Below are 12,994 nucleotides of genomic sequence, written 5' to 3' on the forward strand. Positions count from 1 at the left end.
GTTCTTCATAAGACAGCAAAGTCCTGGCCCAATGAGGTGCTCCCCCTCGGAAGGCCCTGTCGGCTGCGGTGTACGGTCCCGGGATGCGCGATTGTTCCCGGCTCAGCCGGCGTGCCGCCCTCGGGCTGACGGCCGCCGCCCTTCCCCTGTCCGAGACCACCCCCGCGGCGGCCGCCCCGGCCGCGGCCTCGACCGTCATCGGGGGCGAGCGGCTCGCCCGCGGCGGGGTCCAGCTGCGTGGTGCCACCGGACTGCCCAGGAAGCTCACCGCCCGCGCCTGGCTCCTCGCCGACTGCGAGAGCGGTGAGGTGCTCGCCTCGTTCAACGCGCACCGGCGCCTGGCGCCCGCGTCCACGCTGAAGATGCTGTTCGCGGACACCGTGCTGAAGAAGTTCCACCGCACCGACCGGCACAAGGTCACCGACGCCGACCTGGCGGACATCCCGGCCGGCTCCAGCCTCGTCGGCATCAAGCCCGGCATCACCTACACCGTCGAGCAGCTCTGGCAGGGCGTGTTCCTGCGCTCCGGCAACGACGCCGTGCACGTGCTCGCCCACATGAACGGCGGGGTCGCGCGGACGGTCGCCGAGATGCAGGCCAAGGCGGAGGACCTGCAGGCGCTGGACACCCACGTGATGAGTCCGGACGGCTTCGACCACAAGGGGCAGTACTCGTCGGCGTACGACCTCACGCTCTTCGCCCGCCACGGGCTGAAGGACCCCGACTTCCGCGGCTACTGCGGCACCCGGACCGCGGACTTCCCGGCGGGCGGCAAGAAGACGTTCCAGATCCAGAACACCGACCGCCTGCTGACCGGCGCGTGGGGACTGAAGACGTACGACGGCCTGATCGGCGTGAAGAACGGCTACACCAGTCACGCCGGCAACACGTTCACCGGCGCGGCCACCCGGAACGGGCGGACCCTGCTCGTCACCGTGATGCACCCGGCGATAGGCACGAACGCCGTCTACGAGGAGACCGCCGCACTGCTCGACTGGGGCTTCGGCAAGGGGAGTTCGGCGCAGGCTGTGGGCACGCTGGTGAAGCCGATCAGTGAGGGCGGGGCGCGTGCCAACGCGAGTCCGGCGCCCACGCGGAAGGCGGCCCAGGCGGCGGCCGGCGCCCCTGGCGCCTCCGCGCACGGCAGGCCGTCCACCTGGCGGCTGCTGGAGGGCGCCGCCGGCACGGTGGTGCTGCTGGGCGCCGGAACCTGGGCGCTGCGCCGACGGCGCTCGGCGGCAAAGGCGACGGCAACCGCGGCGGGCTCGACGGCGGCGGGCGGCACGCCTTCCTGTCAGGAACCGGAGTCCGGCGGCAAGCACCGGCGTTGAAGGCCGCGGCAGCCGTTCCACCCACCGGTGTGTACCCGCGTTCCGGCGCGGGTACACCCCCAACCCCGGTCGGTGGAACGGCTGCCGACTCCCCCCTCGGTATGGCACGGAGACAAGTGCTCCAACTGTGAAGCTCTTGTGGAGGAAAGTTGACCATACCTCCCCGACCGGCCGCAATAGCACGGACGTTCAAATTCCGTTTGTGCCAAGCTGATCGGTTCGCAAGGGGGAGGCGGGACCCGCGGCCGGCTCAGCCGCGCCCCACGTACGGCATCGCCGTCGCCAGCACCGTCGCGAACTGCACGTTCGCCGCCAGCGGCAGCTCCGCCATGTGCCGCACCGTGCGGGCCACGTCGGCCACGTCCATCACGGGCTCCGGAGCGACCTCCCCGTTGGCCTGCAGCGCACCCGTCTGCATCCGGGCCGTCATGTCGGTCGCCGCGTTGCCGATGTCGATCTGCCCGACCGCGATGTCGTACGGCCGCCCGTCCAGCGACAGTGACTTGGTCAGGCCGGTCAGCGCGTGCTTGGTCGCCGTGTAGGCCACCGAGTGTGGGCGGGGCGTGTGCGCGGAGATGGAGCCGTTGTTGATGATCCGGCCGCCGCGCGGCTCCTGCCCCTTCATCTGCCGGTACGCCGCCTGTGCGCACAGGAACGCCCCGTTGAGGTTGGTGTCCACCACGTGCCGCCAGGCGTCGTAGGGCAGGTCCTCGACCGGGACCCCGCCGGGCCCGAAGGTGCCCGCGTTGTTGAACAGCAGGTCGACCCGGCCGAACCGGGCGACGGTCGCCGCGAACAGCGCGTCCACGTCCGCCGGCCGGGACACGTCGGTGCGCACCGCGAGCCACGGGCCACCCGGTGCCTGTTCCGCCGTCTCCTCCAGCGTGTCGGTGTGCCGGCCGGCCAGGGCCACCGACCAGCCGGCGCCCAGCAGTTCCACGGCGACGGCCCGCCCGATGCCGGAACCGGCACCGGTCACCACCGCGATCTTCGTCTGCCTGTCAGTCTTGGCCTCAGTCATGGCCGCAGGGTAAGTGGGAAGTCCGCCATGCGGAATCAAGTATCCGCCATACGGTCAATCGCCGGGGCGTGGATTCGGTCCTCCGGCGGCGGGATACGGTCACCCGGCGACGGCCGGCACGCGCTCCTCCCCGGGATAGCGCACCCCGATCCGCTCCCGGACCGCGTCCAGCGTCCGCATCACCGCGAGACTGCCCTCAAGCGGCACCAGAGCCGACTCCTTCTCACCCGCCCGCAGCGCCCGCATGACCTCGACGGCCTCGTGGCGCAGGCTGGTGCGGGGCCCGTCGGCCGGGTCCGCGGTGAACTCCTCCGGAGCACGGCCGTCGCGGTGCAGGACGAACCGCTCCGGGTGGAAGAAGCCGGCCGGGACGTCGATCCGGCCGAGCGTGCCGGTGACCGACGCGGTCGTCCCCGTACCGCCCGTGATCGAGCAGTGCACCGAGGCCAGCGCGCCGCTGTCCCAGGAGAGCAGGGCGCCCGTCTGGAGGTCGACGCCCTCCTCGGACAGCGTCGCGCTCGCCGCCACCCCGTCCGGCTCGCCCAGCAGCAAGTGCGCGAACGACACCGGGTACACGCCGAGGTCCAGCAGCGCGCCGCCGCCCATCGCCGGGTCCCGCAGCCGGTGCGCCGGCGGGAAGGGACCGGCCAGCCCGAAGTCGGCCTGCACCGTGCGCACCTCGCCGATCGCGCCGTCGTCCACCAGCGCCCGCAGCCGCCGGACCAGCGGATTGCAGTACATCCACATGGCCTCCATCAGGAAGCGGTCGTGCTCCCGGGCCAGCGCCACCAGCTCCGCCGCCTCGCGCGCGTTCAGCGTGAACGCCTTCTCGCACAGCACGTTCCGCCCCGCTTCCAGGCACAGCCCGGCCGCCGCCCGGTGCGCCGCGTGCGGAGTGGCGACGTAGACGACGTCGACGTCCTCGTCCCGGGCGAGGGACTCCCAGTCGCCGTACGCCCGCGGGGCCCCGAACCGGTCGGCGAACGCACGGGCCGACTCCTGGCGCCGCGAGGCCACCGCCACGATCTCCGCGTCCGGGAGATCGACCAGGTCCGCGGCGAACGCGGCCGCGATGCCGCCGGTCGCCAGGATGCCCCACCGTACGTTCTTTTCCGCCATCCCCGCCCCACCCTCGCTCATGTGTGCCTCGCCAGCCTGTACGAGCTGAGAGCATAGGTCCCGATTGGTTGAAACAGGGAGGGAAAACATGCGCGAGCGCGCGCCGGCAGCGGCAGCGGCAGCGGACGGGGGCGGCACGACGAAGGGCACGGACACGGGCCCGGCCAAGGGCACGGCCGAGGTCATGCCCACGCCTACGACCACGGACCCCCGCCGCACCGGGCTGCTCGTCACCCTCGTCCTCGGCGGCCTCACCGCCACGCCGCCGCTCGCGATGGACATGTACCTCCCGTCCCTGCCGGAAGTCACCCGCTCCCTGCACGCGCCCGCCGCCACCGTCCAGCTCACCCTCACCGCCTGCCTGCTCGGCATGGCGCTCGGACAGCTCGTCGTCGGCCCGATGAGCGACCGCTGGGGGCGCCGCCGCCCCCTCCTCGCCGGCCTCGCCGTCTACCTCGTCGCCACCGCCCTGTGCGCGTTCGCGCCCACCGTGGAGACCCTGGTCGTCTTCCGGCTGGCCCAGGGCCTCGCCGGCGCCGCCGGGATCGTCATCGCGCGGGCCGTCGTACGCGACCTGTACGACGGCGACGCCATGGCCCGCTTCTTCTCCACCCTGATGCTGATCTCAGGGGCCGCGCCGATCGTGGCACCGCTCATCGGCGGGCAGATCCTGCGGGTGACCGACTGGCGGGGCGTGTTCGTGGTCCTCACCGTCGTCGGCGCCGCCCTCGCCACGCTCGTCTGGCTGCGGCTGCCCGAGACCGTTCCGCCCGCCGAGCGGCACGCCGGGGGAGTCGGCGACGCCCTGCGCGCCATGCGCGGCCTCCTCGCCGACCTGCCCTTCACCGGCTACATGCTGGCCGGCGGCTTCGCCTTCGCCGCGCTGTTCGCCTACATATCGGCGTCCCCGTTCGTCATCCAGGAGATCTACGGCGCCTCCCCGCAGACCTTCAGCCTGCTGTTCGGACTCAACTCCGTCGGGCTCGTCGTCGCCGGGCAGATCAACGGCAAGGTGCTGGTCGGCCGGGTCAGCCTGGACAAGGTGCTCGCCGTCGGCCTCACCGTGACCGTGCTCGCCGCGACCGCCCTGCTGCTGATGTCCACCGGCGCCCTCGGCCACGTCGGCCTGGCCCCGATCGCAGCCGCCCTGTTCGTCCTGATGTCGGCGATGGGCATCACCCTCCCCAACGCCCAGTCGCTCGCCCTGCTGCGCACCCGGCACGCCGCCGGCTCGGCCTCCGCGCTGCTCGGCACCTCCTCCTTCCTCGTCGGCGCGGTCGCCTCCCCGCTCGTCGGCGTCGCGGGCGAGCACACCGCCGTACCGATGGCGATCGTCCAACTGGCGGGTGCGCTGGTGGCCACGGCCTGCTTCGTGGGAATGTGCCGTCCCTGGAGGGAGACGGCCGCGCCGGAGGGAGAGCGGAACTGAGCGCACCGAGACTGCGCGTCGACAGCCCGGACCGGGCCGGACTCGACGCCGACCGACTCGGGCACCTGGTCGCCGAGGTGCACGGCCTCACCACGGGGGACCGCCCCTGGGCGGCCGGCGCCGTCGTGCTCGCCGGGCGCGGCCCCGTCACCGCTGTCGCCGAGGCCGCCGGCTGGGCCGTGCGGTACGCCTCCTACGACCCGCACACCGACACCGGCGTCGAACTGCCGCCCGCCGCCCGCGTCCCGATGACCGTCGGCACACCCTTCGACCTGGCCTCGCTCACCAAGCTGTTCACGTCCGTCGCCGCCGTGCAGCAGATCGAACGCGGCACCCTAGGCATCGACGCCCGAGTCGGCGCCTACCTGCCCGAGTTCACCGCCGCCGCGGAACACGGCGTCACCGTACGGCAACTGCTCACCCACACCTCCGGGCTGCGCCCCGAACTCCCGCTGTACGACTGCCCGGACGACACCGCCCGCCTGGACCTGCTGCGCGCCGAGGCACCCACCACTCCACCCGGCACCTACGTCTACTCCGACCTGAACATGCTCCTGCTGCAACTCGTGCTGGAGCGGATCACCGGCCGGACCCTGGACGTCCTCGTCCGGGACGGCATCACCCGCCCGCTCGGCATGACCGCGACCCACTTCGGCCCCTGCCCGGGGGCCGCCGCCACCGAGGACCAGCGACGGCCCTGGGCCAAGGCGGACCGGGGCATGCTGCGGGGCGTGGTGCACGACGAGAACGCCTGGGCGCTCGGCGGGGTCGCCGGCCACGCCGGGCTCTTCTCCACGGCCCGCGACCTCGCCGTGTTCTGCCGCACCCTGCTCGCCGGCGGCGCGTACGGCCCCGCGCGCATCCTCGGCCCCGACTACGTGGACCTCCTGCTGACCCCGCCCGGCCTGGGCTTCGCCGTCGACCAGCCCTGGTTCATGGGCGAACTCGCGGGCCGGGGAGCGGCCGGCCACACCGGGTTCACCGGCACCTCCCTGGTCCTGGACCGCGCCACCGACACCTTCCTGGTCCTCCTGGCCAACACCGTCCACCCCCGCCGCCGCCCACCCGACAGCACACCCCGGTCCACCACCGCGACCCACCTGGCCCGCGCGGTCCACATCACCTCCCCGGCTTGCGACGCGGGCCGGGACCGGGAGCCAACGGGGGAGCCGGAGGGGCCGCTGCCGTAGGGGTGAGAGGGGCCGACGGGCCAAGGATGAGCCCGGCCGACCGCGGGCCGTGGGTTTCACGGTGACCGCACGCGGCGGCATGGGGGGCCTCGGGCGGTCCCGCGCACCGGCGGCCCTGCGCTCCTGTCGGCCCGGGGCGCCTGCCGGCCCAGGGCTCTGGGCGGCCCGGGGCTCTGGGCGGTCCAGCGTTCCTGGGCGGTCCCGCGCTTCCGGCCGGTCCCTGGGCGCTCCGGGCCCGCCATAGAATCGCCGGGTGAACGACCCCGTTGCCCAGGCCGAAGCGTCCGCCGAAGTGCCGTCGGCCGAAGCGTCCGCCGAAGTGCCGTCGGCCGAAGCGTCCGCCGATGCCCTGCGCAGGGCGCTGTCCGCGCTGCTCGACGGGCTGCCGCCCCGGCAGGCCGCGGGCGCGGTGGAGCGGCTGATCGCCAACTACCGGGGCGCGACCCCGACCGACGCCCCGATCCTGCGGGACCGCGCCGACGTCGCCGCGTACGCCGCCTACCGGATGCCGGCCACCTTCGAGGCGGTGCGCTCGGCGCTGGAGGCGTTCGCCGAGGCCGTGCCCGGCTGGACGCCCGGCAGCCACGTGGACGTCGGCGGCGGCACCGGCGCGGCGACCTGGGCCGTCACCGCCACCTGGGACGGCGTCCGGCCGGTCACCGTGCTCGACTGGGCGGAGCCCGCCCTCGCCCTCGGCCGGGAGCTCGCCGCCGCCAACCCGGCCCTCGCCGGCACCCAGTGGCAGCGCGCCCGGATCGGAGCCGCGCTCACCCTCGGCAGCACCGACCTGGTCACGGTGTCGTACGTCCTCAACGAACTCGCCGACACCGACCGCGCCGCCCTCGTCGACGCAGCCGCCGGCGCCGCGCAGTCGGTCGTGATCGTCGAGGCCGGCACCCCCGCCGGGTACGCGCGCGTGATCGAGGCCCGCGACCGGCTGGTCAGCGCCGGGTTCCGGATCGCCGCGCCCTGCCCGCACAGCGCCGCCTGCCCCATCGCCCCCGGCACGGACTGGTGCCACTTCTCCGCCCGCGTCAGCCGCTCCTCCCTGCACCGCCAGGTCAAGGGCGGCTCACTGCCGTACGAGGACGAGAAGTTCAGCTACGTCGCCGCCACCCGCCTGCCCGCCACCCCGTCCCCCGCCCGTGTGGTCCGGCGCCCGCAGATCCGCAAGGGCCAGGTCCTCCTCGACCTGTGCGAGCCCGACGGCCGGCTCAGCCGCACCACCGTCACCAAGCGCCACGGCGACCTGTACAGGTCGGCCCGCGACACGGCTTGGGGAGATCCGTGGCCCCCAGCCGACTGAGCTGGGCGGCGCGCCCCGAAGCGGCGCGGGGCCGTGCTCATATGCGGCTCTGCCGCGTGGGTGCGACCAGCCACGACGGTGCCGCAGGCGATCTCCGCACCGCGCCCCCGGCGGACCACTCTGCCCAGGCCACGATGTGAGGCACATCTCCCCACGGCCTCCCACATCTGCGGTCCGGCCACCCCGAAGCACGCGAAGGTGGGACCATGGGGCATGCTGTGGGCACACCAGCGAGGCGAGGGGATAGATGAGCGCGACGTTCGGCGGTCGGAGCGGTCGGCAGGGCAAACTCTCCCAGTGGCTGTTCGGACGCCGCCCCAAGGAGGCCGTCGGCGACGGTGGCCGTGAGGCCCTCCTGCTCGCCGCCGCCGCGGCGGGACTGCCCCTCGCGCCCGCCGCGCACCCCGGATCCGGCTACGGCTGCTCCTGCGACCGCGTCGGCTGCCCCACCCCCGCCCGGCACCCGGTGTCGTTCGCCTGGCAGACCCAGTCGACCACCGACCGCTCCCAGATCGAACGCTGGGCCCGGCACCAGCCGCAGGCCAACTTCATCACCGCGACCGGAATGACGCACGACGTCCTGGACGTACCGCTGGAGGCCGGCCGGGAGGCGATGGAGCGGCTGCTGGAGGCCGGCGTCGAGGTCGGGCCGGTCGCCGAGAGCGACGACGGCCGCCTGCTGTTCTTCACCCTCACCCGGGGCACCCCCGAGGACGAGGACGAGTGGTGGCCCTGCGAGCTGGACTGCCACCCCGAGACGATGGACGAGCACCCGGGGCTGCGGTGGCACTGTCGTGGGTCGTACGTGCTGGTGCCGCCCGCGCGGCTGCCCGGCGACGACGGGCGGGCCGTGCGGTGGGTCAGGGGGCCGGAGTTCGCGCTGCCGGATCCACTGAGTCTGCTGGAGGTTCTGACGGACGCGTGTGCGCGGTGCGTTGACCCTGCCGGTCAGGCTTGGCCGATGGGCCACTGAGGGTGCCCTCTGACGCCGGTGCGCGGCTGCGGGTGCGTTGTGGCTGGTCGCGCCCACGCGGCGGTAGCCGCAAATCAAACACAGCCCCGCGCCCCTGACGGGGCGCTTCCCCTCAAGGAGTTTTCAGGCGCCCTGGGCTGCGGTCAGGCCCTGTACTCGGCCCAGGAGGGAGATGGAGCCGGTGCCGGCGGGGTCCAGGGCTGTTTCGTTGGAGATGAACTCCATCGTCAGAGACTGTTTGATCTCGCCCTTGGTGAGGGCCTGAACGCTCTTGTTCGGGGTGGGGACCGAGGTGCCCGGGGCGGCCGTCTGCTTCTGGTAGTGGTGCGTGGTGAAGAAGACCAGCGCGCCGCCGTCCGCCGTGCGCAGCGCCAGCGGGGCGTAGTCACCGTTCGTCAGCGGCTTGTCGATGAACTGGGTGACCAGGCCCGGCTTGCGGGCCACCCGGGCGCGGTTCGCCCGCTCGACGCTGGTGAACGCGCCGTTCGCGAACGTCTTCCCGCCGTTCTCCAGATAGCCGGTGTAGGACTCGCTCAGCTTGCCGGGGGACACGGCGAGGCCGGTCGAGCCGGCCGGTACCGCCTCCGCCCAGCCGTCCGCGTCCGTCTTGAACCTCGGTATGGCGTCGGGCGCGACCAGCGTCAGGTACGCCACCTGCCAGGGATCGGTGAGGTCGTCGCGGGTGAACACCAGCAGCCAGTGCGCGCTGCCGCCCTTGTTGCTCCGGGTGTCGGCGACGAACCAGCGGGGCCAGCCGGCCTTCTTCGGGATCGTGAACCTGGCGTCGGTCAGCTTCAGCGGGGTGTGGTAGGCGTTGCCGCTCGGGCTGTTGGCGTGCCCGGCCCGCAGTCGCGCGGAGTCGATGTCGGAGAGCGGCCCGGTGACGTAGTTCTCGTCCAGGGACGTGTCGTAGGCCTTGTCCGCCTTGTTGTACGCGGCCGTGAAGGCGGCGAGCGCCTTGGCCGCCTCCGCGCGGGTGGCGGCCGGCAGCACCTCGCGCTCCCCGTGCACCACCACGCACCCGCTCGCCGTCAGCGACACGGCGGTCAGCGAGACGGCTATGAGTGCGTCGCGGCCACGCCTGCCAAGCCCCGGACGCCCGCCAAGCCCCCGACGCCCGCGAAGCCCAAGTCGACTGCGATCCCTGCTCATGACGTGCCTTCACCTTCCCCTTCCCGGAGGCGAACCCTACCGGGACGGGGAGAGGGCCGGGTGGCCGGTTCCCTCACTCCGACGCCGGGACCCCGTCCCCGACGGGGGCGCCCTGCTTGCCCGGGCCGCCGCGCAGCCGGGCGCGGAACTCCGGGGTGAGGAGGAAGACGCCCAGGGTCGGCACCAGGTACACCGCCCACAGCGTCAGCTGTACGACCGTCGGGTCCGGCTGGAAGTTGAAGACGCCCTTGAGGAGGGTGCCGTACCAACTGTCCGGCGGGATCGTGTCGCTGATGTCGAACGCCAGGTGGTTGATGCCCGGGATCCAGTTGGCCTCCTGGAGGTCGTGGAAGCCGTACGCCAGCACGCCCGCCGCGACCACGACCAGCATGCCGCCGGTCCAGGTGAAGAACTTCGCCAGGTTGATCTTCAGGGCGCCCCGGTAGAACAGCCAGCCGAGCAGCACCGCCGTGGCCAGGCCCAGCGCGACGCCGATCAGCGGGCGCGGGGTGCCGTCGCTCGCCGCGTGCACCGAGGCCCACACGAACAGCGCGGTCTCCAGGCCCTCCCGGCCGACGGCCAGGAACGCGGTGGCGACGAGGGCGCCGGTGCCGAGCGCGAGGGCCGCGTCCAGCTTGCCGTGCAGCTCGGACTTCAGGTGCCGGGCGGTGCGCCGCATCCAGAACACCATCCAGGTCACCAGGCCGACGGCGACGATGGACAGCGAGCCGCCGAGCGCCTCCTGCGCCTCGAACGTCATCTCCTGCGAGCCGAACTCCAGCGCGCAGCCGAAGCCCATCGCGATGAGGACGGCGGCGCCGATGCCCAGCCAGATCGGCTTCAGGGCGTCCCGGCGGCCGGTCTTGACCAGATAGGCGATCAGGATGCAGACGACTAGGGACGCCTCCAGGCCCTCGCGCAGGCCGATCAGGTAGTTGGAGAACACGGGCTACGCCTCCTCGGTGAACAGCGTGCGGCCCCACCAGTCGCCGGAGTCCCGGACGCCGGGCGGGATCGCGAAGACCGCCGAACCCACGTGCTGGATGTACTCGTTGAGCGCGTCGTGCGCGGACAGCTTGCGCTGGAGCGGGATGAACCCCTCGCGGGGGTCGCGCTGGTAGGCCAGGAAGAACAGGCCGGCGTCGAGACGGCCCAGGCCGTCGGTGCCGTCGGTGAAGGAGTAGCCCCGGCGCAGGATCGTGATGCCGTGGTTGGAGTCGGGGTGGGCGAGCCTGACGTGCGCGTCGGGCTTCATCGCCTTCAGGAACGGCTTGTCGTGCTCGTGTGCCTTGCCGACGGGGGCGCCCTCGCGCTTGTCCCGGCCGAACACGTCCTCCTGCTCCTGGAGCGAGGTGCGGTCCCAGGTCTCGATGTTCATCCGGATCCGCCGGGCGACCAGGTACGACCCGCCGGTCATCCAGGCCGGTCCGTCGCCGTCGCCGACCCACACGTACTTCTTCAGCCGGTCGGTCTCGGTACCCGCGATGTTGCGGGTGCCGTCCTTGAAGCCCAGCAGGTTGCGCGGGGTCTGCGCGTTCGGCGTGGTGGAGGAGGTCTTGCCGAAGCCGAGCTGCGACCAGCGGATGGCGACCGTGCCGAAGCCGATGCGGGCCAGGTTCCGGATGGCGTGCACCGCGACCTGCGGGTCGTCCGCGCAGGCCTGGACGCACAGATCCCCGCCGCTGCGGGACTTGTCCAGGTTGTCCCCGGCGAACTGGGGCAGGTCGACGAGCGCCTCGGGCCGCTTGCCGTGCAGCCCGAACTTCTCGAACAGCGACGGCCCGAAACCGATGGTCAGCGTCAGCCGGGACGGCTTGAGGCCCAGCGCCTCACCGGTGTCGTCCGGCGGCGCCTCGGGCAGCCCGCCGTACGCGCCGTCGCCGACCGCCTTGCCACCGGTCATCCGGTGGGCGGCGGCCGTCCACTCCTTCAGCATGCGCACGAACGCGTCGCGGTCGTCGGTCTTCACGTCGAACGCGGCGAAGTGCAGCCGGTCCTGCACCGCGGTGGCGATGCCGGCCTGGTGGATGCCGTGGAAGTCCACCGCCGCGCCCATGCCGTCGCCGGCCGGGTCCGCGTCGCCGCCCGCGTCCGCCGCGGCCACCGCGCCGCCGGCCACGGCGGCACCGAGCGCGAGCCCGGCACCGCCCCAGCCGATCAGCGCGCGGCGCGAGGGACCGCCGTTACCGGTCTCCTGCGTGTCCTGCGTCTCGGTCATCGCCCTGTCCCCTTGCTTACTTCACGACCGCGGCGGCGAGCTTGGACAGCGGCTCGGCGAGCGCGTTCACGGCGTCGGAGAGCTGCTTGCGCTGTGCTTCGGTGACCTTGTCGTAGGAGACGAAGCCGTCGGAGGACTTGCCCGTGCGGTAGGTGTCCAGCTGGGTGTTCAGGGCGCTGAACTGCTTGTCCAGCTCCTTGGTCAGCTCCGGGTCGTTCTTGGCCGCGACGGGCTTCAGCAGCTCGTACGCCTTCTGCGCGCCCTCGACGTTGGCCTTGAAGTCGCTCAGGTCGGTGTGCGAGTAGCGGTCCTCCTCGCCGGTGACCTTGCCGGTGGCGACCTCGTCCAGCAGCTCCTTGGCGCCGTTGGCCATGGAGGTGGGGGTGATCTCGGCCTTGCCGACCCGCTGCTGCCAGTCCTTGAGGTCGGTGACGAGCTGGGCCGCGAGCGTCTTCTGCGCCGGACCGATCTTCTTGTCCTGCCACAGCGCCTTCTCCAGCGCGTGCCAGCCCGTCCACTTCTGGCCCTTCTCCAGGCCGTCGGCGCGGGTGTCGGTCTTGGGGTCGATGTCCCCGAAGGACTCGGCGATCGGCTCGGTGCGCTCCCAGCCGACGCGGGAGGGGGCGTACGCCTTCTTGGCGGCGTCCAGGTCGCCGGCCTCGACGGCCTTGGCGAACGTCTCCACCTTCGGGATCGTCGCGTCGGCCTGCTCCTGCGCGTACTCACGGTAGGCGGCGACGGCCTTGTCCAGCGCGGGGTCCCGCTCCGCGGTGGCGTGCCCGCCGGTGACGGTGAGCTTCTGGCGGACGCCGTGGCCCTTCATGCCGGGCCGGCAGGCGATCTCGTACGACCCCGCCTTCACCTCGGCGGTCAGCGTGTACTTGGTGCCGGGGCCGATGTTCTCCTTCTCGGAGACGATCCGGTCGTCCGGGAAGAGGATCTCGACCTCGGTCGCCTTCGAGCCCGTGTTCTGGATCTTCAGGGTGACCTGGCCGGCCGGCACGGACTTCGCGGAGGTGCCGCACGTCGAGTCGGCGGCCGTGACCTTGATGGCTTCGCCGTCCTTGGCGTCGCTCTTCGCGGTGCAGGCCGAGAGGGCGGTCAGGGCCGCCACGGCGGTGGCGGCGGTGACGGTCAGTCGGACGGCTCGCATGCGGACTCCTGCGGAGGTGGTGTGGTGAGGCTGCCCTAACTTAACCCAGGCTTACCTCACTGCTACCCACCGGGGTGCGGATTCAGCTCCACGGAAAGATCA

General features: G+C 72.8%; 11 protein-coding genes. 5 read left to right on the forward strand and 6 right to left on the reverse strand.

The window, feature by feature from the left end; translation table 11 throughout:
- Positions 1-83 precede the first annotated feature (83 nt).
- Positions 84-1,331: a D-alanyl-D-alanine carboxypeptidase gene (locus tag ABZ854_RS14185; protein ID WP_361209302.1), complete on the forward strand. Its 1,248-nt coding sequence runs from the start codon at positions 84-86 to the stop codon at positions 1,329-1,331.
- Positions 1,332-1,581: 250 nt separating this feature from the next.
- Here the strand turns inward: ABZ854_RS14185 and ABZ854_RS14190 are convergent, their stop codons facing one another.
- Both ABZ854_RS14190 and ABZ854_RS14195 read right to left on the reverse strand, forming a co-directional pair.
- The gene (locus ABZ854_RS14190; RefSeq protein WP_361209305.1) at positions 1,582-2,352 is read right to left on the reverse strand and encodes an SDR family oxidoreductase; all 771 of its coding nucleotides are present in this window, start codon (positions 2,350-2,352) and stop codon (positions 1,582-1,584) included.
- A gap of 99 nt (positions 2,353-2,451) precedes the next feature.
- Positions 2,452-3,471, reverse strand: coding sequence for a Gfo/Idh/MocA family oxidoreductase (locus tag ABZ854_RS14195; protein WP_361209308.1), 1,020 nt, complete (start codon positions 3,469-3,471; stop codon positions 2,452-2,454).
- Between the two features lie 184 nt (positions 3,472-3,655).
- Here ABZ854_RS14195 and ABZ854_RS14200 point away from each other — a divergent pair, with 184 nt between their 5' ends.
- The 4 genes from ABZ854_RS14200 to ABZ854_RS14215 all read left to right on the forward strand — a co-directional run bounded on the left by ABZ854_RS14200 (position 3,656) and on the right by ABZ854_RS14215 (position 8,369).
- The gene (locus ABZ854_RS14200; RefSeq protein WP_361209615.1) at positions 3,656-4,900 is read left to right on the forward strand and encodes a multidrug effflux MFS transporter; all 1,245 of its coding nucleotides are present in this window, start codon (positions 3,656-3,658) and stop codon (positions 4,898-4,900) included.
- A complete protein-coding gene (locus ABZ854_RS14205) occupies positions 4,852-6,090 on the forward strand; it encodes a serine hydrolase domain-containing protein (RefSeq protein ID WP_361209312.1) in 1,239 nt (412 codons plus the stop codon). Before ABZ854_RS14200 ends, ABZ854_RS14205 begins: the two co-directional genes overlap by 49 nt.
- Before the next feature lie 319 nt (positions 6,091-6,409).
- Positions 6,410-7,396, forward strand: coding sequence for a small ribosomal subunit Rsm22 family protein (locus ABZ854_RS14210; protein ID WP_361209617.1), 987 nt, complete (start codon positions 6,410-6,412; stop codon positions 7,394-7,396).
- Positions 7,397-7,643: 247 nt separating this feature from the next.
- Positions 7,644-8,369, forward strand: coding sequence for a bifunctional DNA primase/polymerase (locus ABZ854_RS14215; RefSeq protein WP_361209315.1), 726 nt, complete (start codon positions 7,644-7,646; stop codon positions 8,367-8,369).
- Between the two features lie 123 nt (positions 8,370-8,492).
- Here ABZ854_RS14215 and ABZ854_RS14220 read toward each other — a convergent pair whose 3' ends face one another.
- The 4 genes from ABZ854_RS14220 to efeO all read right to left on the reverse strand — a co-directional run bounded on the left by ABZ854_RS14220 (position 8,493) and on the right by efeO (position 12,892).
- Positions 8,493-9,521, reverse strand: a complete 1,029-nt coding sequence (locus tag ABZ854_RS14220) for a hypothetical protein (protein ID WP_361209318.1) — start codon at positions 9,519-9,521, stop codon at positions 8,493-8,495.
- Between the two features lie 73 nt (positions 9,522-9,594).
- Positions 9,595-10,467 (reverse strand): iron uptake transporter permease EfeU, encoded by an 873-nt coding sequence (gene efeU / locus ABZ854_RS14225; RefSeq protein ID WP_361209321.1) that lies wholly within the window; start codon positions 10,465-10,467, stop codon positions 9,595-9,597.
- Positions 10,468-10,470: 3 nt separating this feature from the next.
- On the reverse strand, positions 10,471-11,739 hold the full coding sequence (gene efeB / locus ABZ854_RS14230) for an iron uptake transporter deferrochelatase/peroxidase subunit (RefSeq protein ID WP_361209324.1): 1,269 nt from the start codon (positions 11,737-11,739) through the stop codon (positions 10,471-10,473).
- A gap of 16 nt (positions 11,740-11,755) precedes the next feature.
- Positions 11,756-12,892 (reverse strand): iron uptake system protein EfeO, encoded by a 1,137-nt coding sequence (efeO, locus tag ABZ854_RS14235; RefSeq protein ID WP_361209327.1) that lies wholly within the window; start codon positions 12,890-12,892, stop codon positions 11,756-11,758.
- Positions 12,893-12,994 lie beyond the last annotated feature (102 nt).

Origin of the sequence: Streptomyces sp. NPDC047028 (genome assembly GCF_040644095.1) — a bacterium.
In the GTDB taxonomy this organism is placed as follows: Bacteria; Actinomycetota; Actinomycetes; order Streptomycetales; family Streptomycetaceae; genus Streptomyces.

What these genes read in the sequence shown, in the direction of transcription:
- ABZ854_RS14185 (WP_361209302.1), top strand. Translation starts at nt 84, where the DNA reads ATGCGCGATTGTTCCCGGCTCAGCCGGCGTGCCGCCCTCGGGCTGACG.
- ABZ854_RS14190 (WP_361209305.1), bottom strand. Translation starts at nt 2,352, where the DNA reads ATGACTGAGGCCAAGACTGACAGGCAGACGAAGATCGCGGTGGTGACC.
- ABZ854_RS14195 (WP_361209308.1), bottom strand. Translation starts at nt 3,471, where the DNA reads ATGGCGGAAAAGAACGTACGGTGGGGCATCCTGGCGACCGGCGGCATC.
- ABZ854_RS14200 (WP_361209615.1), top strand. Translation starts at nt 3,656, where the DNA reads ATGCCCACGCCTACGACCACGGACCCCCGCCGCACCGGGCTGCTCGTC.
- ABZ854_RS14215 (WP_361209315.1), top strand. Translation starts at nt 7,644, where the DNA reads ATGAGCGCGACGTTCGGCGGTCGGAGCGGTCGGCAGGGCAAACTCTCC.
- ABZ854_RS14220 (WP_361209318.1), bottom strand. Translation starts at nt 9,521, where the DNA reads ATGAGCAGGGATCGCAGTCGACTTGGGCTTCGCGGGCGTCGGGGGCTT.
- efeB (WP_361209324.1), bottom strand. Translation starts at nt 11,739, where the DNA reads ATGACCGAGACGCAGGACACGCAGGAGACCGGTAACGGCGGTCCCTCG.
- efeO (WP_361209327.1), bottom strand. Translation starts at nt 12,892, where the DNA reads ATGCGAGCCGTCCGACTGACCGTCACCGCCGCCACCGCCGTGGCGGCC.